This window comes from Paenarthrobacter aurescens, from assembly GCF_025421775.1.
GTDB lineage: Bacteria > Actinomycetota > Actinomycetes > Actinomycetales > Micrococcaceae > Arthrobacter > Arthrobacter aurescens_B.
Genome location: NZ_JAOEFX010000001.1, coordinates 347,477 through 370,450 on the forward strand (window position 1 = coordinate 347,477; position 22,974 = coordinate 370,450).

Sequence of the window (22,974 nt, forward strand, 5' to 3'; positions counted from 1 at the left end):
GGGAAACCGTATTCTCGGATATCCGTGCGTCTGGATGAGAGATCAACGTTTCAATGGTGAACGGCTGGTAGACACATTGCAGCGGGCGCCATCCTGTGCTTCCTGCGTGCCGTGTCCGTACGCCTGCCGTCAGCACAGAGAGGGGCTCGGTTTTCGTGCCACATTTGGAAGAGCAAGAACTGTCATGGACCGATCTGGACAAGAAGGCTGTTGACACCGTTCGCGTGTTGGCCGCCGATGCCGTGGAGAAGGTCGGCAACGGCCACCCTGGTACGGCAATGAGCTTGGCTCCGGCAGCGTACCTGCTGTTCCAGAAGCTGATGCGCCATGACCCCAAGAACCCGGACTGGATCGGCCGTGACCGGTTCGTCCTGTCACCCGGCCACACCTCGCTGACCCTTTACATCCAGCTTTTCCTCTCCGGTTACGGGCTGGAACTGAAGGACCTTGAGGCGCTGCGCACCTGGGGTTCATTGACCCCGGGCCACCCCGAGTACAAGCACACCGCCGGTGTGGAAATCACCACCGGCCCGCTGGGCCAGGGACTCGCGTCCGCCGTTGGGTTCGCTTACTCCCAGCGCCGCCAACGCGGCCTGTTCGACGCCGACGCTCCCGCCGGCGAGTCGCCGTTCGACCACACCATCTGGGTCATCGCTTCCGACGGCGATCTGCAGGAAGGCGTCACCTCCGAGGCGTCCTCGCTGGCCGGGCACCAGGAACTGGGCAACCTCGTCGTGATTTACGACGAGAACCACATCTCCATCGAAGACGACACCGACATCGCCTTCACCGAAGACGTGCTGAAGCGCTACGAGGCCTACGGCTGGCACACCCAGCGCGTGGACTGGACCAAGACCGGCGACTACGTCGAAGACGTCCAGGAACTGTACTCCGCACTGCAGGCAGCCAAGGCAGAGACGAACAAGCCGTCCATCATCTCGCTGCGCACCATCATCGGGTACCCGGCGCCGAAGAAGCAGAACACCGGCAAGATCCACGGTTCCGCCCTGGGTGCCGAGGAAGTCGCGGCTTTGAAGACCGTGCTCGGCTTCGATCCTGCAAAGTCCTTCGATGTTGACGAAGAAGTCCTGGCACATGCCCGCAAGGTCCTGGACCGTGGTGCAGAGTCACGCGCGGCCTGGCAGTCCTCCTTCGAGGCATGGCAGTCCGCCAACCCCGACGCTGCTGCGCTGCTGGAGCGTGTTGAAGCGAAGAAGCTCCCCGTGGGCATCGACGCTGCCCTGCCCGTCTTCGAAGCCGGCAAGGACGTTTCCACCCGTGCGGCCTCGGGCAAGGTCCTGAACGCCATCGGGCCGGTCCTTCCCGAACTGTGGGGTGGTTCTGCCGACCTCGCCGAGTCCAACAACACCACGATTGAAGGTTCGCCGTCGTTCATCCCGACGTCGCGTTCCACGGATGCCTGGAAGGGCAACCCGTACGGCCGTGTGCTGCACTTTGGAATCCGGGAGCACGCTGCTGCGTCGATCGTCAACGGCATTTCCCTGCATGGCCGCACCCGCGCGTTCTCCGGCACGTTCCTGATCTTCTCGGACTACCAGCGCCCGGCAATCCGTCTCGGCGCCCTGATGGGTGTTCCGTCACTGTACGTGTGGACGCACGACTCCATCGGCCTGGGTGAAGACGGCCCCACCCACCAGCCGGTGGAGCAGCTCGCTTCCCTGCGTGCCATCCCGGGCCTGGATGTTGTCCGTCCTGGCGACGCGAACGAGGTCTCTGCGGCATGGAAGGTCATGCTGGAGAACCACGAGAACCCGGCCGGCATTGTCCTGACCCGTCAGAACATCCCCACTTACGCACGCGGCGAAGGCGAAGCAACCGGCGATACGTTCGGTTCCACCGCTGGTGTTGCCAAGGGCGGTTACGTCCTGGCCGAAGCTTCCAAGGACGGCGAAACCGTTGACGCGCAGGTCATCCTGATCGGAACCGGCTCGGAAGTCCAGCTCGCCGTGCAGGCCCGCGAAGCCCTCCAGGCTGAAGGCATCGCCGCGCGTGTTGTGTCCATGCCGTGCGTTGAGTGGTTCAACAAGCAGGACGAGGCCTACCGTGAGTCGGTACTCCCGGCATCGGTGAAGGCCCGTGTTTCCGTTGAAGCCGGCCTGGCACTCGGCTGGAAGGAATTCGTCGGCGACGCAGGTCGTTCCATCTCCCTGGAGCACTTCGGCGCCTCGGCCGACTACAAGCGCCTGTTCAACGAATTCGGCATCACGGCCGAAGCCGTTGCCGCCGCTGCCAAAGACTCCCTCGCAGACTCGAACGCATAACAGTCTGTTTCCCTCTCACAGGAGAAAAATCACATGTCTACAACTCCCACGCAGCAGCTCTCTGACGCCGGCGTTTCCATCTGGCTCGATGACCTCTCCCGCACCCGCCTGGATTCCGGCACCCTGCAGAAGCTCATCGATGAAAAGAACGTTGTTGGTGTGACCACCAACCCGTCCATCTTCCACGCCGCCATCACCTCCGGCACGGACTACGACGCCACCATCGCAGCGCAGGCCGCAGCGGGCGCCAGCGTCGAAGAGACCATCTTCGAAATCACCACTACGGACGTCGCCGACGCCTGCGATCTTTTCGCACCGGTTGCAGCCGCAACCAATGGCGTCGACGGCCGCGTGTCCATCGAGGTCGACCCCCGCCTTGCCTGGGACACCGAAGGCACCATCGCCGAGGCCAAGCACCTCTACGCCAAGGTCAACAAGGACAACGTCCACATCAAGATCCCGGCAACCCTGGAAGGCCTCGAGGCCATCACGGCTACCCTGGCCGAGGGCATCAGCGTCAACGTGACCCTGATCTTCTCCCTGGAGCGCTACCGCGCGGTCATCAACGCCTTCCAGAGCGGCCTGGAGCAGGCCAAGGAAAACGGCCACGACCTCTCCAAGATCCACTCCGTGGCTTCGTTCTTCGTCTCCCGCGTTGATTCCGAAATCGACAAGCGCCTTGACGCCATCGGCACCGATGAGGCCAAGGCACTGAAGGGCAAGGCAGGCGTCGCCAACGCACGCCTGGCCTACCAGGTGTACGAAGAGCTGTTCTCCACCGAGCGCTGGGCAGTCCTGGCTGAAGCGGGCGCCCTCCCGCAGCGTCCTCTGTGGGCTTCCACCGGCGTGAAGGATCCGGCCTACCCGGACACCCTCTACGTGACCGAACTCGTTGCCGCCGGCGTGGTCAACACCATGCCGGAAAAGACGCTGGATGCCACGTTCGACCACGGCGTTGTTACCGGTGACACCATCTCCGGTACCTACGACGAAGCGAACGAGACACTCAACGCCCTCGAAGCCCTCGGCGTCTCCTACAACGACGTCGTGACCCTTCTTGAGACCGAAGGCCTCGAGAAGTTCGTTGGCTCCTGGAAGGAACTCCTCGCCGACGTCGAAGGCGCGCTCGTCACCGCACGGAAGGCTTCCTAACCCACCATGAGCACAATCAGCTACGACGCCAGCGGTGCCGCCCAGCAGGCCATCGCCCAGCACCTCGACGGTCTGGTCGAAGAGAAGATCGCCACCCGGATTTTTGCCAAGGACCACACGTTGTGGGGACCTGACGCAGAGTCCGAGGCCGCGATCCGCCTCGGCTGGGTAGAGGCCGCCACCGTGTCCCAGGCCCTGGTTGGGGACATTCTGGAACTTCGTGATGCCCTCCGCGCCGAAGGCGTCTCACGCATTGTCCTGTGTGGCATGGGTGGGTCTTCGTTGGCTCCTGAGGTTATTGCCGGTACCGCCGGCGTCGAGCTGACTGTGCTGGACAGCACGGACCCGGAACAGGTCAGCGCTGCTTTGAGCGACCGGCTGGCGGAGACAGCCATCGTCGTTTCCTCAAAGTCGGGTTCTACTGTTGAGACTGATTCCCAGCGACGGGTGTTCGAGAAGGCGTTCAACGACGCCGGAATTGATGCGAAGAGCCGCATCATCATCGTCACGGATCCGGGTTCGCCGCTGGATAAGGCATCCCGCGAAGCGGGCTACCGTGCGGTGTTCAATGCCGATCCAAACGTCGGCGGGCGCTTCTCGGCACTCACGGCGTTTGGCCTGGTCCCCTGCGGCCTCGCCGGTGTCGACATCCAGGCCTTCCTGGACGAGGCGGAAGAGGCGGCCGAAATCCTCAACGAGGACTCAACTGACAACATCGGCCTTGCCTTGGGCATCGCCCTTGGCGGTACCAACCCGCTGCGCAACAAGATCGTCATCGCTGAAGACGGTTCCGGCATCGTCGGTTTCGCTGACTGGGCCGAGCAGCTCATCGCCGAATCCACCGGCAAGCTCGGCACCGGCGTTCTGCCGGTCGTCGCCGGCCCGGATTCCCCGGAGGCCCTCAACGGCGCCGACGACGTCCTGGTAGTGCGGCTGGTTGGTGCGGATGCCGACGTCGAACTTCGCGAAAACGAAGTAGCAATCGCAGGCGGGCTGCCCTCCCAGATGTTTGTCTGGGAATTCGCCACGGCAGTCGCGGGTCGCCTCCTGGGCATCAACCCGTTCGACCAGCCCGACGTCGAAGCCGCCAAGGTGGCTGCGCGCGGCCTCCTGGACGCGCGCCCCGAGCCCACACCGGCAGCCTTCACTGACGGTGCAGTGGAAGTTCGTGGCGGCGACTGGCTCGGCACTGCGTCGACGGCCACCGAAGCCGTGCAGGCGCTCCTGGCCCAGCTTGGTCCTGACGGCTACTTGAGTGTCCAGGCTTATCTCGACCGCATTTCGCACGCACCGCTCGAAGGTATCCGTGACGAACTGGCAGCCGTCAGCGGCCGCCCGGTGACGTTCGGCTGGGGCCCGCGGTTCCTCCACTCCACCGGCCAGTTCCATAAGGGTGGACCCGCCATCGGAGTGTTCCTGCAGATCACTGCAGCATCATCCACCGACCTCGAAATCCCTGAGCGTCCGTTCACGTTCGGGCAGCTCATCGCCGCACAGGCCTCGGGCGACGCCCAGGTGCTTGAAGGCCATGGCCGCCCCGTACTGCGCCTGCACCTCACCGAGCGTGCAGCAGGCGTATCGCAGCTCCAGGAAGTCGTCGCTGCCTTGGCCAATCAGGCCAGCGCACTCGAAAGCTAAGGCACAGAAACAAACATGCCAGAAACTGAAAACGGCAGGAAGAACGCCGGTCTGCGGAATCCTTTGCGGGATCCGCGGGATCGGCGCCTGAATCGTATTGCCGGGCCGTCGTCGTTGGTGTTCTTTGGAGTCACCGGCGATCTTGCCCGTAAGAAGCTCATGCCCGCTGTTTATGATCTCGCGAACCGTGGTTTGTTGCCTCCGAGTTTTGCTTTGGTGGGTTTCGGTCGCCGGGAGTGGGACAACGCGGATTTCGCGGCTGAGGTTAAGGAAAACGTCAAGGCGCACGCGCGGACGAAGTTTGATGAAGCGGTGTGGGAGCAGCTTGCTTCCGGTATCCGCTTTGTCCGGGGGGAGTTCGACGACGACGACGCTTTCGAGCGTCTCGGTGATGTCCTTGATGAGCTCGATGAGACCCGCGGTACCCGCGGGAACCACGGGTTTTACTTGTCGATTCCGCCCAAGGCGTTTGAGCAGGTCTGCCGGCAGTTGTCCAAGCATGGTTTGGCGCAGGCCAAACCTGGGCAGTGGCGTCGTGTGGTGATTGAGAAGCCGTTCGGGCATGACCTTGAGTCGGCCCGTCAGCTCAACGACATTGTCGAGTCGGTGTTCCCGGCTGATGCGGTGTTCCGGATCGATCATTATTTGGGTAAGGAGACGGTGCAGAACATCCTGGCGTTGCGTTTCGCGAACCAGTTGTTCGAGCCGTTGTGGAACGCCAATTACGTGGACCATGTGCAGATCACGATGGCCGAGGATATTGGTACCGGCGGCCGTGCGGGCTATTACGACGGTGTGGGTGCTGCGCGTGACGTGATCCAGAACCACTTGCTGCAGTTGCTGGCGTTGACGGCGATGGAGGAGCCGATCTCGTTCAATGCCGATGATTTGCGGGCGGAGAAGGAAAAGGTCCTGGCAGCGGTCAAGTTGCCCGAGGACCTCTCCACCCACTCGGCGCGGGGTCAGTTCACCGGTGGCTGGCAGGGCGGCGAGGAAGTCCTCGGGTACCTGGATGAGGATGGTATCCCGGCCGATTCGAAGACCGAGACGTTCGCTGCGATCCGGGTGGATATCAACACCCGGCGGTGGAACGGGGTTCCGTTCTACCTGCGTGCCGGTAAGCGCCTGGGCCGGCGCGTGACGGAGATCGCGGTGGTGTTCAAGCGGGCACCGAACCTGCTTTTCCGTGACCATGGTGAGGATGACTTCGGTCAGAACGCCGTGGTGATCCGTGTCCAGCCCGATGAGGGTGCCACGATCCGTTTCGGGTCCAAGGTCCCGGGCACGCAGATGGAAGTCCGGGATGTGACCATGGACTTCGGTTATGGGCATTCCTTCACCGAGTCCAGCCCGGAAGCCTACGAACGTCTCATCCTGGACGTGCTCCTGGGTGAGCCGCCGCTGTTCCCGCGGCATCAGGAAGTGGAGCTGTCCTGGAAGATCCTGGACCCGTTCGAGGAATACTGGGCCGGGCTGGATGAACAACCGCAACCTTACGCACCGGGCAGTTGGGGGCCGGCTTCGGCCGATGCCCTGCTGGCCCGTGACGGACGAACCTGGAGAAGGCCATGATCGTAGATCTTCCCGATACCACTACCTCCAAGATCTCCAAGAAGATCATGTCGCTGCGCGAGCAAGGCGGTGTGATCGCTTTGGGTCGTGTGCTGACCCTGGTGGTGGTGACCAAGTCCGGGCAGGAAGAGGACGCCATCGAGGCAGCCAATGAAGCCAGCCGGGAACACCCCTGCCGGATCATTGTCCTCGCTGACGCCGGTGTTGAAGGCCCGGACCGTCTCGACGCGCAGATCCGCGTGGGCGGGGACGCCGGAGCGTCCGAGGTCATCGTCCTGCGCGGCCAGGGCCACATGGCCCATGAAAGCGAATCCCTGGTCGCCGCGCTGTTGCTCCCGGACGCACCGATCGTGGCCTGGTGGCCGCACGGCGCCCCGGAAAGCGCCTGCGAAACCTCCATCGGCCGCATCGCGCATCGACGCATCACGGACTCCGCCAACGAACCAGACCCGCGCCTGGCCTTGGAGAACATCCGCGCCACCTACAAAGCCGGCGACACCGACCTCGCCTGGACCCGCCTGACCAACTGGCGCATGCAACTCGCAGCGGTCTTCGACCAAGTGGACGGCGATCCCGTATCTGCTGTTGCCGTCGAGGGTGCCTCCGACTCCCCCAGTACCCTCCTGCTGGCCGCGTGGTTGAGCCTTGCCCTGCAGGCGCCTGTGACCATCGTGGCAGACCCTGCCGGGACCGGCATCCGCCGTGTCCGCCTCACCCGGGCCAGTGGCGATGTCCAGCTCTTCCGCCCCGGGTTGTCCGTGGCCGAGCTGACGCAGCCGGGACAGCCACCGCAGCGGATCACGCTCCCCCGCCGGAGCCTGAAGGATTGCCTCGCCGAAGAACTCCGACGGCTCGATCCGGACGAAGTCTTCGGAGAAGTGATTACGATGGGACTGCCACTTACCAGCCAGAGGAGAGTCCAGACCAGTGCACGCTGAGCCAAGAGTAAGCATCCACCCAGATTCCAAGGTGTTGATGGCGGCCATTGCGGCCCGCCTCATCACCAAGCTTGTGGATGTCCAGGACAAGCACGGCGAAGCGACGGTGGTCCTCACGGGGGGAACCGTTGGTATTGGTACGTTGAAGGCTGTGGCAGATTCTGCCGCAGCTCCGGCAGTGGACTGGTCCAAGGTCAACTTCTGGTGGGGTGATGAGCGCTTTGTAGCCGCGGACAGCGATGACAGGAATGTCCGCCAAGCACATCAGGCATTGTTGGCCCACCTGGCGGTGGATCCTGCCCGGGTCCACGAACCTGGATCGACTGATCAGTTCGCCACCACGGAGGAAGCTGCGGCAGCCTACGCTGAAGAACTCAAAAAAGCGGCCGAGGCCGAGCACGCTGCGGACACCTCGGATGACAGGCCCGAGCAGGCTGGAATCCTCCCCCGCTTCGACATCCTTCTTCTGGGCGTCGGTCCGGATGCCCACGTTGCGTCGCTGTTCCCTGAGCAAGCCGGGATTCGTGAGAAGAAGCGCACCGTAGTGGGCGTCGAGAACTCTCCCAAGCCGCCGCCGTCGCGCATTTCACTCACGCTGCCGGCCATCAATACCGCCCAGGAAATCTGGATGGTTGTAGCTGGTGAGGACAAAGCAGGAGCCGTCGGCCTGGCCTTGGCAGGCGCCAACCCGGTTCAGGTTCCGGCAGCGGGACCAATGGGCCGTGCGCGGACCCTGTGGCTTATCGACGAGAACGCAGCCTCACGCGTCCCCCAGCAGTTGGTCCGGAAGGACCCCGCGGGCGCGTAATCGCTCCAACGCTCCAGCCAGGACAATTTCGGCGTCTTGGCTGGAGCGTCTCTCTTTAACGTAATCCAGGTGCGATTTGAAGAGTTCGTCCTCCGGCCTTCGTGAGCCGGGTTGGCCTGGATCCCGTGAAGCCGGTAATCCGCATTTGGGGCAGTCCCAGTCTTTGGGAATTTGTTCATCCGGAAGCTTAAGGAAAACGAGCCGCGTCTCGTGTCCCTTGGCGCACCAATAGGGAACCCGAATACGCGGCAGTTGTTCGCCCTCGCCATGGCTGCTTTGATGTCGAGGAGCTGAACCTTGGGCCACACCAACGCGGGTGCCCCGATAACCAGGCGTGCCATGAACCATTTTCGAACCCCTAGCGACTCGGTGGTCGGCCGTCACGGCCCGTGGGCCTTGAAGCCAACAGGGCCAGTCTAGTGCGAGGGCTCGACGACGGCACTGGTCCTGGGGTGCCGGCGTCAAGAAATCCAAAAAAAGGGGAGGCTCCCTTTACGGGAGCCTCCCCTCCTGGATGACTAGGAATCGCCACCCGAGGTGAAGCGCATGATCAGGCCAAGGCCGATGATGACAACGCCCCACGTAATTCCAAGAATGATGGTGAAGCGGTTAAGGTTGCGCTCGGCTACACCGGACGAACTCAATCCGGAGCTCATTCCGCCACCGAACATGTCGGACAAACCGCCGCCACGTCCTTTGTGCAGGAGGATGAGCAGCGTCAGCAGAAGACTGGTAATGCCCAGCAGGATCTGCAGAATGACTTGAAGAACGTCCACGACGGCCTTTCGAAGAAGCGGAAAACGGGAGCCGGACTAGTCGGTGACGAGGTGGCTCTCGAACCTGACAATGTTAGCAAACTCAACGGGGTCCAAGCTGGCGCCACCCACGAGCAATCCGTCAACGTCGCTTTCAGCCATGATGGCGGCAGCATTGTTGGCCTTGACGGAGCCTCCGTAAAGGAGGCGTGTCTTCGACGCGACGGTCTCGTCGAAGAGTTCGGCGAGCTCCGCGCGGATGGCTGCGCACATTTCCTGAGCGTCCTCAGGGCCCGCAACTTCGCCAGTGCCGATGGCCCAGACGGGTTCGTAGGCAACAACGAGTTCAGCGGCCTGCTCGGCCGTGAGTCCTTCGACGCCGGCACGCAGCTGGGCCAAGGTGTGCTCCACGTGCGTGCCGCCTTGGCGGACTTCGAGGCCTTCTCCGACACAAAGGACAGGAGTCAGGCCGTGACGGAATCCGGCCTTCACCTTCGCGTTCAGGACGTCATCGGATTCGTTGTGAATGGTGCGGCGCTCACTGTGGCCAACCAGGACGTAGGCACAGCCCAGTTTGCTGAGGAACTGGCCGGAGATGTCGCCGGTGTAGGCGCCCGAGTCGAACTGGGAGAGGTCCTGGCCACCGTAGACAACTTCGAGCTCATCGCCCTGTACCAGCGTCTGAACGCCGCGGAGGTCGGTGAACGGCGGGAACACTGCGACCTCAGTGCGGCTGTAGTCGTGCTTCGCGTCGGACAGCGTCCAGGCGAGCTTCTGCAGCAAGGTGATGCCCTGGACGTGGTCCATGTTCATCTTCCAGTTACCGGCGATGAAGGGCTTGCGGACGAAGTTGCCGTTGGCAGAGGTAGTCACATGAACTCCAAAGAATGCGTTGAAATATGGAACGGCCGGCAGGACGCAGTGGCGTCCTGCCGGCCGGGTTGGTGCTTAGCGGTCCAGAACGCTCAGACCGGGAAGTTCCTTGCCTTCAAGGTATTCCAGGCTGGCGCCGCCACCGGTAGAGATGTGGCCGAACTGCGAGTCCTCGAAGCCGAGCGTCCGCACGGCTGCAGCGGAGTCGCCACCACCGACCACTGTGAAGGCCACCGTGTCCGTCAAAGCCTGTGCAATGGCTCGCGTGCCACTCGAGAAGGCTTCGAACTCGAACACACCCATGGGACCGTTCCAGAACACAGTCTTGGCCCCTTCGATCTGGGCTGCGAACGCCGAGGCGGATTCAGGGCCGATATCAAGGCCGATGCCGGACGCGCCGAAAGCGCTGTCCTCAATGGCGTCTGCCTTGACGACCTCATGCTCAGCGTCCGCGGCGAAGCGACTGGCCACAACAACGTCCGTGGGGATCACGAAGGATGTTCCGGCATCAGAGGCGCGCTTGAGGTAGTCCTGGACAACAGGGATCTGGTCTTCTTCGAGGAGGCTTCCAGCCACCTTGTGGCCAGCCGCGGCGAGGAAGGTGAAAAGCATGCCGCCACCCACGAGTATGGTGTCTGCCTTGCCGAGGAGGTTGTCGATGACTGCGAGTTTGTCCGAAACCTTGGAGCCGCCCAGAACCACAACATACGGACGTTGAGTGTCCGTAGTGAGCTTCCGGAGTACCTCCACTTCGGTGCGGACAAGGTCGCCCTGGTACGACGGCAGCCGGGTGGCGACGTCATAGACGCTGGCGTGCTTGCGGTGGACTGCACCGAAGGCGTCGTCCACGAATGCGCCGTTGCTCCCCGTGAGGGCCACCAACTCGTCAGCGAAGGCGCCGCGCTGGGCGTCGTCCTTGCTGGTCTCGCGGGCGTCGAAGCGGACGTTCTCCAGGACGAGTACTTCGCCGTCCTGCAGGGCGGCAGCCAGCCCCTTGGCGGAGTCCCCCACCGTATCTGCAGCGAGCTCTACCTTGAAGTCGGCGAGTTCCGCGAGGCGGGCTGCAGCCGGCTTCAAGGAGTACTTGTCTTCGGGGGCGCCCTTGGGACGTCCCAAGTGGGCGGTTACGAGCACACGGGCACCGGCGTCCGAGAGCTTCTTGAGGACCGGAAGGGACGCCTTGATGCGGCCGTCGTCGGTCACTGTAGAGCCGTCGAGCGGCACATTCAGGTCACTTCTGACCAGAATGTACCGCCCGCGGACACCTTCAGCGATGAGTTCGTTGAGGGTGTGAAATGTCATGTGTCTACCCTAGCCCAGCTTGGATGCGACGAGCTCCGTGAGGTCTACGAGGCGGTTGGAGTAACCCCACTCGTTGTCATACCAGGAAACAACCTTGACCTGGTTGCCGATGACCTTGGTGAGGCCGGAGTCGAAGATGGACGACGCCGGGTCTCCGACGATGTCCGAGGAGACGATCGGGGCGTCCGTGTAGGACAGGATGCCGGCCCACTGTTCGGACTCTGCTGCGGCCTTCACAGCGGCGTTGACTTCCTCAACCGTGACCTCGCGGGAAACAGTAACCGTGAGGTCCGTGGCGGAGCCGGTGGGGACGGGAACGCGGATGGCGTAGCCGTCGAGCTTGCCCTTGAGTTCCGGCAGGACCAGGCCGATCGCCTTGGCTGCACCCGTGGAGGTCGGAACCATGTTGATGGCGGCAGCGCGGGCGCGGCGGAGGTCGCCGTGCGGGCCGTCCTGAAGGTTCTGGTCTGCCGTGTAGGCGTGGACCGTGGTCATGAGGCCACGCTCGATGCCGAAGGCGTCGTTGACTACCTTGGCCAGCGGGCCGAGGCAGTTGGTGGTGCAGGATGCGTTGGAGATGATGTTGTGCGCTGCGGGATCGTAGAGGTCGTGGTTCACGCCCATCACGATCGTGATGTCTTCGTCGCTGGCAGGTGCCGAGATGAGCACCTTCTTGGCTCCGGCGTCGATGTGCTTCTGCGCGGCTGCGGCCTTGGTGAAGAAGCCAGTGGACTCGATGACGATGTCCACGCCCAGCTCGCCCCACGGGAGGTTTGCGGGGTCGCGCTCTGCCAGGACCTTGATGGACTTGCCGTCGACTACCAGGTTTCCATCGACAACTTCCACGGTCTGGGCGAGGCGTCCACCGACGGAGTCGTACTTCAGGAGGTGGGCGAGGGTCTCGGGGCTGGTGAGGTCGTTGACTGCGACGATCTCGAGGTCAGCGCCCTGGGCCAGTGCTGCGCGGAAGTAGTTGCGGCCGATGCGGCCGAAGCCGTTGATACCAATACGGGTGGTCACTATGTGTCAATCTCCTTGGTGCTCTTGCAAGCACGCCTAGTGAGTCGGATCAAATATTTCCAACTAACAGACCCCGCACGTCTTTGGGCAGAGGTGATTATCAGATCGGAGGGCGACCAGCCACGTTGCTGAAGGCTAACCGCCTTCCGTGATCCATCTTACGTTTAACTAAGCCTGCCCCCGCAACTGCGGAGGCAGGCTTTCCAGCATTTGGTCCCATTTCACGCCAAAAGTGACTTTTGTTACATCGGCGTGAACCGGGACTCACCAACTAGAGGACGATGAGGCCCGTTGCGTTGGCGCGGGCGGCTTCGAAGCGCTTGGCGACGTCTGCCCAGTTGACGATGTTCCAGAATGCCTTGACGTAATCAGCCTTGACGTTGACGTAGTCCAAGTAGAAGGCGTGCTCCCACATGTCCAGCATCAGGAGCGGGGTTGTGCCCACTGCGACGTTGCCCTGCTGATCGTAGAGCTGTTCGATGAGCAGGTTGCCACCGATGGGCTCGTAAGCCAGGAATGCCCAACCTGAGCCCTGCAGGCCAAGGGCGGCGGCGGTGAACTGGGCGCGGAAAGCGTCGAACGAACCAAAAGCGTCGTCAATGGCGGCTGCGAGTTCGCCTTCGGGCTTGTCGCCGCCGTCCGGGGAGATGTTGTTCCAGAAGACCGAGTGGTTGATGTGTCCACCGGTGTGGAACGCGAGGTCCTTGGAGAGGCGGTTGATGTTGGCGAAATCACCCTTGTCGCGCGCTTCGGCCAGCTGGGAGAGGGCGTTGTTGGCGCCTGCAACATAAGCGGCATGGTGCTTGCTGTGGTGCAGCTCCATGATCTTTGCCGAAATGTGCGGCTCGAGTGCTGCGTAGTCGTAGCCGAGCTCGGGCAGAACGTACTCTGTCACGAAATCCTCCAATGTAATGGACTGACGTCCGGTTTGGTAACTCTCGTTATTTCATCCGACCGGCGGACCGGCCGGAAATCCTTGGCGAAGAATCCTGCTCTTGCCTCCACCGGGAACAACCCGCGGTGGCCTCGCAGTATTTCCTCCGCACTTTTTCGATTCTATGGGTGCGGACTACTCGTCCATCATTTCTGGAGTCACATTTGCCTCAGTGCCCGGGATGCCCAAATCAAGGGCACGTTTGTCGGCCATGGCAAGGAGCCGGCGGATCCGCCCGGCGATGGCGTCCTTTGTCATGGGTGGATCTGCGAGGCGGCCGAGTTCGTCCAGGCTCGCCTGCTTATGGGCCACACGGAGCTCCCCCGCGTATTTGAGGTGGTCCGGAACGTCGTCGCCCAGGATCTCCAATGCACGGTCGACCCTGGCGCCCGCAGCAACTGCCGCCTGCGCTGAGCGTCGCAGGTTGGCGTCGTCAAAATTGGCAAGCCTGTTCGCGGTGGCGCGGACTTCCTTGCGCATCCGCCGTTCCTCCCACACCATCAGGGCGTCATGGGCGCCCATGCGGGTCAGGAGGGCAGCAATGGTGTCCCCGTCACGGATGACTACGCGGTCAACGCCACGTACTTCGCGTGCTTTGGCCTGGATGCCGAGACGGCGGGCAGCACCAACAAGCGCCAAAGCGGATTCCGGGCCCGGGCATGTCACCTCCAGCGAAGAAGAACGTCCCGGCTCGGTGAGGGAACCGTGGGCGAGGAACGCGCCCCGCCACACAGCCTCGGCGTCCGCGGCCGAGCCGTTGACCACTACGGAGGGCAGGCCCCGTACAGGGCGGCCACGTCCATCCAGCAAGCCTGTCTGTCGGGCCAGGGCTTCGCCGTCGCGCACTACACGGACAACGTACCGGCTCCCCCGGCGCAAGCCACCGCCTGAAACCACAATGATCTCGCTCTGGTGGCCGTAAACCTCGGCAATCGCCGCGCGGAGACGCCGGGCCGTGGAGGCGAGGTCCACCTCAGCCTCGATGACGATCCTGCCCGAAATGATGTGAAGGCCGCCGGCAAAGCGCAGCATTGCCGAAACCTCCGCCTTGCGGACCGAAGATTTTTTGATGTCCAGCCGGGACAGTTCGTCCTTGACCGACGCAGTAAGTGCCATCGCGTATTCCTAACTGTTCCCGAAAATATCGTGGTACGCCGCTGCCAACAGCAGTGGATCATGGACGGGGCGGCGCCTCGACGCCCCTACTCTACCCAACACCACTTCAGCGCCGATCATCCCGGCGGCTTTCTCGAAGGCCTTGAGATCCTGGATTGCAGCAGGATCCGCAAGGACGACGTCGACACTGAACTCAGGTGCATACCGGCGCAGGACGTCCAAATGGTCGGCTGCCGTCATGCCCGACGTTTCCTTGGTTTCCACGTCAAGGTTCATGGTCAGGCAGCGCTTGGCCGCGGTATCGCCGAGGGCCTGCCGCAGCTCCGGCAGCAGCAAATGCGGGAGGACCGAGGTGTACCAGGACCCGGGACCCAGAATGACCCAGTCCGCCAGCTCGATGGCTGTCAGGGCTTCGGTGCAGGCAGGAGCATCCTCGGGCAGGAGCCTGACATCCTCCAGCTTGCCCGCTACGGCGCACTTTGCTTGACCCCGGACCGTCTGCAGTTCATGTCCGCCACCCGGCAGTTCAAGACGCGCCTGCCCCTCGATGGTGAGGGGAACACTGGACATGGGCAGTACCTGTCCACGTGCACCCAGCAACGCCCCGGCCCATTTCAGGCCCGCAACGGTATCGCCGAGCAACTCCCACAGCGTAACGATCAGGAGGTTTCCCATGGCGTGATGGTCCAGGGAGCCGCCCTTGGCGGACCCGGCGTCGAACCTGTGTTGCATGACGTCCCGCCAGGTCCTGCCCCAATCGGTGTCGTCGCAGAGGGCGCTGAGCGCCATCCGCAGGTCACCGGGCGGGAGGACGCCGTACTCATCCCGGAGCCGCCCGGACGAGCCGCCGTCGTCCGCTACCGTGACGATTGCCGTCAATTCCGAGGTGAGCAACCGTAACGCCGACAGGGACGCTGCCAGCCCGTGGCCACCGCCCAATGCGACCACAGATGGGCTCTTCTTTTGCTGGCTGCCGGGAACGCCCTTGGGCGGGATGAGCGGCAGCGGGCCCGTCAGGACGCCCACTACTCGCGTCCCAGGTCGCGGTGGGTGGTGGTGACGGTGACGCGGGGATACTGCGCCAAACGCTTGGAAAGTTCGACGGCGACCGCCACCGAACGGTGCTTTCCACCGGTACAGCCAACGGCCAGGGTGGCGTAGTGCTTGTTTTCCTGGCGGTAGCCGTCCAGGACGGGCTCCAGGGCCCGGACATAGCGGTCCACGAACTCGTGAACGCCATCGGCCCCGAGCACGTAGTCGCTGACGTCTTCATCCAGTCCCGTGTGTGGCCGGAGTTTGGGAACCCAATGTGGGTTGGGAATGAACCGGGCGTCTGCCACGAAGTTGGCGTCTACGGGCAAGCCGTACTTGAAGCCGAAGCTCATGACGTTAAGACGCAGCGTTACCGGGCCCGTGTCACTGAACAATTCTGTGATGGCTGTGGCGAGCCCATGGACGTTGAAGTCGGAGGTATCCAGCACAACGTCGGCGTGTTCACGCAATTCCCTCAGGACCTCGCGTTCGATACCGATGCCGTCGAGGATCCGGCCACCGCCCTGCAGCGGATGAGGGCGGCGTCCCTGCTCGAAGCGACGGACCAGAACGTCATCATTGGCGTCCAGGAAGAGTACGCGGAAGGTGATGCCGGTCGCGCTGAGCGCGCCCAGCGCAGTCTGGATGTCAGTGAAGAGGTCCTTGCTGCGGACGTCGACCACCACTGCCAGCTTGGGAATCGACTTCGGTGCATGCGAAACGATCTCTGCCAGTGTTCCCAGCATTTGCGGCGGAAGGTTGTCCACCACATACCAGCCATGATCCTCCAGGGCATCCGAAGCCGTGCTGCGCCCCGCCCCCGACATGCCGGTTACTACCAGCAGTTCCGCCTCCGGTGGCTTGACGGGCGTGAGGCCGTCCTGCTCCGTTCCGGACCCTGCCGTTGCCTCATCCATCAGTAATCCCCGTTTCGTCGGAAGTGCTCATACAGCCTGTGGCACCCGCCAGTCATGGCGAAGAGCACTTGGCATGTTCAGACGCCGGTGACCGCAAACGCGGCCATCGGCCAAGTTCTTACCCTAGCTAAGATTCGAGGATTTCGCCGGTGGTCATGTTGACCGCCGGCACCGTTTCATCGGAGTCGGTCGTGGAACCCAGATGCTGTACCACCGCGGCGGCCAACGCTGGACCGATGCCCTTGGCGGACGTGAGTTCCTCGATGGAGGCGGCTTTGATCTTCTTGAGCGAACCGAAGTGTGCCACCAGGGCCTTCCGTTTGGCCTCGCCCAAGCCCGGAACGCCGTCCAGGACCGACACCGTCATGGCTTTGCCGCGCTTCTGACGGTGGAACGTGATGGCGAAACGGTGGGCTTCATCGCGGATTCGTTGAAGCAGGTAAAGGCCCTGCGACGTCCGGGGCAGAATGACCGGAAAGTCGCTGTCGGGCAGCCAGACTTCTTCCAGCCGCTTGGCCAGGCCCACCACATAGACGTCGTCGATGCCCAACTCCGCGAGGGCGCGCGCTGCGGCATTAACCTGTGGCTGGCCTCCGTCCACCACCACCAGGTTGGGCGGGTAGGCGAACTTGGCTTTCGGGGCCGGCATGGTGGGGTCCGACGGCGGGAGTTCAGTGCCGCTGCCGGCACCCGCACGCGTCGGGTTGGTGATCTCGCCCGAGACCACCGGTACCTGGGCGGCTTTGTCCGTCAGGTAGTGCCTGAACCGTCGGGTCAGGACATCGTGCATGGCCGCGGTGTCGTCGGCCGCAGCCGGGCCCGTGATGGAGAATTTGCGGTAGTCGGACTTCTTTGGCAGGCCGTCTTCCACCACCACCATGGAAGCCACCACATTGGTGCCTTGGACGTGCGATATATCGAAACATTCGATCCTCAGCAAGGGAACGGGAATCTCCAGTGCCTCCTGCAATTCCTGGAGGGCAACGGACCGTACCGTGATGTCACCTGCCCGACGCGTCTTGTGCAGCTTCAGGGCTTGCTCGGCATTCTCGCGGACCGTGGACATCAATGCCGCTTTGTCACCGCGCTGGGGTACACGGATGTCCACCTTGGCTCCGCGCAGCCCGCCAAGCCACTCACTGAGCTCGGCATGGTTGCTGGGGTTCTCCGGTACCAATACTTCCCGGGGGATCCGGCCCTGGACGTCGCTGTCTTCGCCGTAGACCTGCTGCAGCAAATGTTCAATGAGTTCGGGTGTGGTGGCGTCCTCCACCTTTTCCACGACCCAACCACGTTGCCCACGGACGCGTCCCCCGCGCACATGGAAGACCTGCACTGATGCTTCAAGTTCGTCGTCGTGCAAGGCGAAGACGTCGGCATCAGTATCCTCCGCGAGGACCACGGCATTGCGTTCAAAGACTTTCCGCAGCGCGATGATGTCGTCCCTGAGCCCTGCTGCGCGTTCATAGTCAAGCTCAGCTACCGACGCGGCCATGTCCTTTTCCAGGCGGCCGATGAAGCGCTTGGCCTCACCACCCATGAAGGAACAAAAGTCTTCTGCCAGAGCACGGTGTTCCTCGGGAGTGACACGGCCAACACACGGGGCCGAGCATTTGTCGATGTACCCCAGGAGGCAGGGCCGGCCGCTGGCCTGGGCGCGCTTGAAGACACCTGCACTGCAGCTGCGGACCGGAAAAACCCGCAGGAGCGTGTCCATGGTTTCCCTGATGGCCCCAGCGGTATAGGGACCGAAGTACCTGGTGCCCTTCTTGCGCTCTCCGCGCATGACCTGCACCCTGGGGAACTTCTCCCCCATGGTGACGGCTAGGTAGGGGTAAGTCTTGTCGTCGCGGAATACCACGTTGAAGCGGGGTTTGAATTCCTTGATCCAGGTGTACTCCAGCTGCAGGGATTCCAACTCGCTGCCCACCATTGTCCATTCGACGCTGCTGGCCGCGTGAACCATGGCATGGGTCTTGGGAAGAAGCCCAGCCGGGTTGGCGAAGTAGGAATTAAGCCTTGACCGGAGGTTCTTGGCCTTGCCCACATAGATGACCCGGCCATGCGGGTCGCGGAAACGATAGACGCCCGGGGTGGTGGGAATTTCACCCGTTTGGGGCCGGTAACTTGCTGGATCTGCCACGATTCCAGTCTAATGAACCGGAACGACAGCCCACGCCACCCCGATACAGCCGCCGCTGTTCCTACTCCACCGACTTGCTCTGGTTATAGCTCGTGGACCGTTCCTGGCCGCTGAGCACGGCGATGGCATCCATGATCTTGTCCGTTACCTCGCGGCGTGCCGGCAGGGAGTGGTCGGGGCCGGTCTTGTCGAAATAGAGCGGCTCGCCCACCTTCATGATGAAGTGCTGGGGACGGACAGCGTTCTTATCCGCCGGTTGCAGCTTCTCGGTGCCGATGAGACCGACGGGGATCACCGGGGCGCCGGTGGTCAGGGCAAGCCAGCCCACGCCGGTCCGCCCGCGGTAAAGGATTCCATCGCGGGATCGGGTGCCTTCAGGGTAGATACCAATGCCCTTGCCTGACTCCAGGATGTCCAGCAGGGTCTTGAGAGCCTGCACGCTGGCTGCCTGTTCGCCGCGCTCGACGGGAATCGACCCCACTGCTTCGAAGAACGACTTCATCACAGCACCTTTGACACCCTTGGTGGTGAAGTACTCAGCTTTGGCAAAGAAGGCAACCGGACGTGGCATGAGCGCCTGCACAATGACGCTGTCCAGGAAGGACAGGTGGTTGGGGGCTACGATGAACGGCCCCTCCTTGGGAACGTTCTCCAGTCCGATGACAGTGGGACGGCACGTGGAGGAGATCAAACCACGGGTGGTCCAGCGGATCGCATCAAAGACTGCCATCGTTTTGTACCTCGCTCAGGGCTGCCGCGCGGACAGCGTCAAGTTCTTCAATTTTGGTGCGGAGCTCAAGTGCGGTTGAGACAACGGCCACAGCGCCGGCTTCCTCAAGTTCGCCGTCGGGTGCGAATCCCCACCTGACCCCGATACAGTCCAGCCCGTTGGCCATGGCCCCCGCAACGTCCTGGTGCCTGTCCCCCACCATGACGGCCGGTTGGGAATGAAGGTCAGCCAACGCGGCGCCCACGATCTCCACCTTGCCGGACGCTGTGTTGGCCCCCAATGATTCGTCATCGGCCGCTCCCCGGATGGAAACAAAAAAATCAGCAATTTTGTGGTGCTCAAGGACCAACCGGGCAATTGACTGCGGTTTCTGTGTAGCAACTGCAACAGGCCTGCCGGACTCGGCAAAGAATTCGAGGATGTCAAAGATCCCCGGATAAAGCTTGCTTTGTCCGATGCCCGTCTCCTTGTAATGGCGTCGGTACCGTTCAATGGTTTCATCCACCAATTCGACGGGGACCTTGGCCAAATGCTGCAGGGAGTCGCTGAGTTTGGGACCCACCATGGAATTCAGCACGGCCTGTTCCGGGACGGGGAGGTTCATTTCACGGAGGGCCGCAGAGATTCCTCCTGTGATACCGCCGGCAGGATCGACAAGGGTGCCGTCCAGATCGAATATTACGGGCACCGTTGTTTGAGTCACCGGGTTAGTTTCTCACGAGTAGCGGCATGCCTGAAACTCGCATGCCGCTACCGGAATACTTCTGCTGACTATCCCAGAATTTCGGCCAGGAACGTCGCCGTGTGGCTGTCCGTGGATTTTGCCACTTGTTCCGGCGTCCCTGTGGCCACGATCTTTCCGCCACCGGAACCACCGTTGGGGCCCAGGTCCACGATCCAGTCCGCTGATTTGATGACGTCCAGGTTGTGCTCAATGGTAATGACGGTGTTGCCCTTGTCCACCAAGCCCTGGAGAACCATCAGCAGCTTCCGGATGTCCTCGAAGTGCAGGCCCGTAGTGGGTTCGTCCAGAACGTAGATGCTGCGCCCGTTGGAACGCTTCTGAAGCTCGGCAGCAAGCTTCACGCGCTGCGCCTCGCCACCTGACAGGGTGGTTGCCGGCTGGCCGAGGCGAACGTAGCCGAGGCCTACGTCCACCAAGGTATTCAGATGCCGTGCGATCGGTGTGAAGGCAGCGAAGAACTCGGCACCTTCCTCGATGGGCATGTTGAGGACATCTGCAATGGTCTTGCCCTTGTAGTGGACTTCAAGGGTTTCGCGGTTGTACCTGGCGCCGTGGCAAACCTCGCAGGGAACGTAGACGTCCGGCAGGAAGTTCATCTCGATCTTCAAGGTGCCATCGCCTGAACAAGCTTCGCAGCGGCCACCCTTGACATTGAACGAGAATCGTCCCGGCTGGTATCCGCGAACCTTCGCTTCAGTGGTCTCGGCGAAAAGCTTCCGGATGTTGTCGAATACGCCGGTGTACGTTGCCGGGTTGGAACGGGGGGTGCGGCCGATAGGGCTCTGATCGACGTGTACTACCTTGTCCAGGTGTTCCAGTCCGGCCACTGTCCGGTGACGTCCTGCCACCTGCTTGGCGCCGTTGAGCTTGTTGGCCAGGACCTTGTAGAGGATCTCGTTGACCAGCGTGGACTTGCCCGAGCCGCTCACGCCGGTTACCGCGGTGAAAAGCCCCAACGGGAATGTGGCATCAACGTTGTTAAGGTTGTTCTCCCGGGCCCCGACGACCTTGAGCTCACGCTTCTTGTCATACTTACGGCGTTTGGTGGGGATGTCTATCTTGCGGCGCCCTGACAGGTAGTCGCCTGTCAGGGACTCCGTGTTCTCCAAGAGCTCCTTGTAAGTGCCGGAGTGCACCACCTGGCCGCCGTGCTCGCCGGCGCCAGGTCCGATGTCCACCACCCAATCGGCCTCATGGATGGTGTCTTCGTCGTGCTCCACCACAATCAGGGTGTTGCCAAGGTCCCGGAGGCGGGTGAGTGTCTCGATGAGCCGCCGGTTGTCACGCTGGTGAAGGCCGATGGACGGTTCATCAAGGACGTAAAGTACGCCCACAAGTCCTGACCCGATCTGGGTGGCGAGCCGGATGCGCTGGGCTTCACCACCGGACAAGGTGCCCGAGGGGCGCTCAAGGTTGAGGTACTCCAAGCCGACGTCCAGGAGGAAGGTCAGGCGGGCCTGGATCTCCTTCAGCACTTGATTGGCAATCTGGGATTCCCTGCTGGTGAGTGTGAGGCTTCCCAGGAACTCTGCACATTCGCGCATGGGCAGGGCAGCGACCTCGGCGATCGACTTTCCGTTGATCAGCACGGACAACGACGCCGGGTTGAGGCGGGCGCCGTTGCACTCGGGGCAGGGAATCTGGCGCATGTACTCTTCGTACCGGTCACGGGCCCAATCGGAATCGGTTTCCCCGTGCTTTCGGTGGACGTACTGGATGGCACCTTCAAAGCCGGTACTGTACTTACGCTCACGGCCAAAGCGGTTCTTGTATTGGACAACAACCTTGTGGTCCTTGCCGTGGAGCACGGTGTTGCGAACGTCTTTGGGGAGCTTTTCCCAAGAAGTCTTCATGGAGAAACCGAGTTCGTGTGCCAGTCCCTCGAGGAGGCGGTTCCAGTACTCCGTTGTCGCTGTGCCCAGGGACCAAGGGGCTATGGCGCCCTCACCGAGGGAGAGCTCCGGATTGGGAACGATCAGTTCCTCGTCCACTTCAAGTTTGGTGCCGATGCCGCTGCAGGCAGAGCAGGCGCCGAAGGGGTTGTTGAAGGAGAACGAGCGGGGCTCGATTTCGTCAATGGCCAGGGGGTGCTCGTTGGGGCACGCCAGGTTTTCGGAGAAAGCCCGGCTACGGCCGGGGTCTTCGGCGTCGAGGTCAACGAACTCGACCAGGACGCGGCCCTCGGCAAGGCCCAAGGCAGTCTCAACGGAATCGGTGAGCCGCTGGCTGATATCTTCCTTGACCACCAAGCGGTCAACAACAACCTCGATGGTGTGCTTGAACTGCTTGCCAAGCTTGGGCGGATCGCTGAGCTGAACGAGCTCGCCATCCACGCGGGCACGTGAATAACCCTTGGCTGTGAGCTCTTTGAAGAGATCGACAAACTCGCCCTTGCGTCCACGGACCACGGGGGCGAGGACCTGGAAGCGCGTGCCAGTCTCGAGTTCAAGAAGCTGGTCCACGATCTGCTGTGGTGTCTGCCGTGCGATGGGCTCACCACAGACAGGGCAGTGCGGGCGGCCGACGCGGGCCCAGAGCAGCCGCATATAGTCGTAAATCTCGGTGATGGTGCCCACCGTGGAACGGGGGTTCTTGCTGGTGGACTTCTGGTCGATGGACACCGCGGGCGAGAGTCCCTCGATGAAGTCGACATCAGGTTTGTCCACTTGCCCAAGGAACTGGCGGGCATATGCGGACAGCGACTCCACGTAACGCCGCTGGCCTTCAGCGAAGATGGTGTCGAAAGCCAATGATGACTTACCGGAACCGGAAAGGCCCGTGAACACGATCATGGCGTCACGGGGAAGGTCAAGGTCCACGTTGCGCAGGTTGTGTTCCCGGGCACCCTTGACAACCAGCCGGGACAGGTCCGGCCTCGCGGGCTTGGTATCGGGAACGACAGGGGCGTTCTTTGTGGATTCGATGGCGGTATCTTCAGCTAAGGCTTTGGGCACCTACCAATGCTAATCGAAAACTTCTTCGAATTTCCATGTCGTTCCTCACATGCTACTGATCGG

General features: G+C 62.4%; 19 protein-coding genes. 6 read left to right on the forward strand and 13 right to left on the reverse strand.

All coding sequences use genetic code 11. From position 1 onward, the window contains the following. Window positions 1–155 precede the first annotated feature (155 nt). From tkt to pgl, 6 genes are read left to right on the forward strand one after another with little or no spacing between them, the layout of a single operon-like run. Window positions 156–2,282 carry a transketolase gene (gene tkt, locus N7568_RS01670; protein WP_261608177.1) on the forward strand — a complete coding sequence of 709 codons (2,127 nt, stop codon included), beginning with the start codon at window positions 156–158 and terminating at the stop codon, window positions 2,280–2,282. A 33-nt stretch (window positions 2,283–2,315) separates the two neighbouring features. Beyond that, the gene (tal, locus tag N7568_RS01675) at window positions 2,316–3,434 is read left to right on the forward strand and encodes a transaldolase (RefSeq protein ID WP_261608178.1); all 1,119 of its coding nucleotides are present in this window, start codon (window positions 2,316–2,318) and stop codon (window positions 3,432–3,434) included. 6 nt (window positions 3,435–3,440) lie between these two features. Next, window positions 3,441–5,072, forward strand: a complete 1,632-nt coding sequence (locus N7568_RS01680) for a glucose-6-phosphate isomerase (protein WP_261608179.1) — start codon at window positions 3,441–3,443, stop codon at window positions 5,070–5,072. A 15-nt stretch (window positions 5,073–5,087) separates the two neighbouring features. Next, complete coding sequence (gene zwf, locus N7568_RS01685) at window positions 5,088–6,644, forward strand: glucose-6-phosphate dehydrogenase (protein WP_261608180.1); 1,557 nt, start codon at window positions 5,088–5,090, stop codon at window positions 6,642–6,644. Then, window positions 6,641–7,582, forward strand: a complete 942-nt coding sequence (locus N7568_RS01690; protein ID WP_261608181.1) for a glucose-6-phosphate dehydrogenase assembly protein OpcA — start codon at window positions 6,641–6,643, stop codon at window positions 7,580–7,582. Before zwf ends, N7568_RS01690 begins: the two co-directional genes overlap by 4 nt. Then, window positions 7,572–8,390, forward strand: coding sequence for a 6-phosphogluconolactonase (pgl, locus tag N7568_RS01695; protein WP_261608182.1), 819 nt, complete (start codon window positions 7,572–7,574; stop codon window positions 8,388–8,390). The genes N7568_RS01690 and pgl overlap by 11 nt, the downstream gene beginning before the upstream one ends. Here the strand turns inward: pgl and N7568_RS01700 are convergent. From N7568_RS01700 to uvrA, 13 genes are all read right to left on the reverse strand, one after another. After that, a complete protein-coding gene (locus N7568_RS01700) occupies window positions 8,343–8,738 on the reverse strand; it encodes an RNA polymerase-binding protein RbpA (protein WP_261608183.1) in 396 nt (131 codons plus the stop codon). The genes pgl and N7568_RS01700 overlap by 48 nt on opposite strands. Before the next feature lie 170 nt (window positions 8,739–8,908). Then, window positions 8,909–9,166 (reverse strand): preprotein translocase subunit SecG, encoded by a 258-nt coding sequence (secG, locus tag N7568_RS01705; RefSeq protein WP_017198454.1) that lies wholly within the window; start codon window positions 9,164–9,166, stop codon window positions 8,909–8,911. A gap of 36 nt (window positions 9,167–9,202) precedes the next feature. Beyond that, window positions 9,203–10,018: a triose-phosphate isomerase gene (gene tpiA / locus N7568_RS01710; RefSeq protein ID WP_261608184.1), complete on the reverse strand. Its 816-nt coding sequence runs from the start codon at window positions 10,016–10,018 to the stop codon at window positions 9,203–9,205. A gap of 75 nt (window positions 10,019–10,093) precedes the next feature. Then, window positions 10,094–11,320, reverse strand: coding sequence for a phosphoglycerate kinase (locus N7568_RS01715; RefSeq protein ID WP_261608185.1), 1,227 nt, complete (start codon window positions 11,318–11,320; stop codon window positions 10,094–10,096). A 9-nt stretch (window positions 11,321–11,329) separates the two neighbouring features. Next, the gene (gap, locus tag N7568_RS01720; protein ID WP_141284130.1) at window positions 11,330–12,340 is read right to left on the reverse strand and encodes a type I glyceraldehyde-3-phosphate dehydrogenase; all 1,011 of its coding nucleotides are present in this window, start codon (window positions 12,338–12,340) and stop codon (window positions 11,330–11,332) included. 271 nt (window positions 12,341–12,611) lie between these two features. Further along, complete coding sequence (locus N7568_RS01725) at window positions 12,612–13,235, reverse strand: superoxide dismutase (RefSeq protein ID WP_261608186.1); 624 nt, start codon at window positions 13,233–13,235, stop codon at window positions 12,612–12,614. Between the two features lie 174 nt (window positions 13,236–13,409). Further along, on the reverse strand, window positions 13,410–14,390 hold the full coding sequence (gene whiA, locus N7568_RS01730; protein ID WP_018777554.1) for a DNA-binding protein WhiA: 981 nt from the start codon (window positions 14,388–14,390) through the stop codon (window positions 13,410–13,412). Between the two features lie 9 nt (window positions 14,391–14,399). Further along, on the reverse strand, window positions 14,400–15,416 hold the full coding sequence (locus N7568_RS01735; protein WP_261608187.1) for a gluconeogenesis factor YvcK family protein: 1,017 nt from the start codon (window positions 15,414–15,416) through the stop codon (window positions 14,400–14,402). Continuing rightward, window positions 15,416–16,339 carry an RNase adapter RapZ gene (gene rapZ / locus N7568_RS01740; RefSeq protein ID WP_261608188.1) on the reverse strand — a complete coding sequence of 308 codons (924 nt, stop codon included), beginning with the start codon at window positions 16,337–16,339 and terminating at the stop codon, window positions 15,416–15,418. The genes N7568_RS01735 and rapZ overlap by 1 nt, the downstream gene beginning before the upstream one ends. A gap of 127 nt (window positions 16,340–16,466) precedes the next feature. Beyond that, window positions 16,467–18,482, reverse strand: coding sequence for an excinuclease ABC subunit UvrC (gene uvrC / locus N7568_RS01745; RefSeq protein ID WP_261608189.1), 2,016 nt, complete (start codon window positions 18,480–18,482; stop codon window positions 16,467–16,469). A 61-nt stretch (window positions 18,483–18,543) separates the two neighbouring features. Further along, the gene (locus tag N7568_RS01750) at window positions 18,544–19,212 is read right to left on the reverse strand and encodes a lysophospholipid acyltransferase family protein (protein WP_261608190.1); all 669 of its coding nucleotides are present in this window, start codon (window positions 19,210–19,212) and stop codon (window positions 18,544–18,546) included. Continuing rightward, window positions 19,199–19,915: an HAD hydrolase-like protein gene (locus N7568_RS01755; protein ID WP_261608191.1), complete on the reverse strand. Its 717-nt coding sequence runs from the start codon at window positions 19,913–19,915 to the stop codon at window positions 19,199–19,201. The genes N7568_RS01750 and N7568_RS01755 overlap by 14 nt, the downstream gene beginning before the upstream one ends. 68 nt (window positions 19,916–19,983) lie before the next feature. Next, window positions 19,984–22,911 carry an excinuclease ABC subunit UvrA gene (gene uvrA, locus N7568_RS01760; protein WP_261608192.1) on the reverse strand — a complete coding sequence of 976 codons (2,928 nt, stop codon included), beginning with the start codon at window positions 22,909–22,911 and terminating at the stop codon, window positions 19,984–19,986. Window positions 22,912–22,974: the final 63 nt, after the last annotated feature.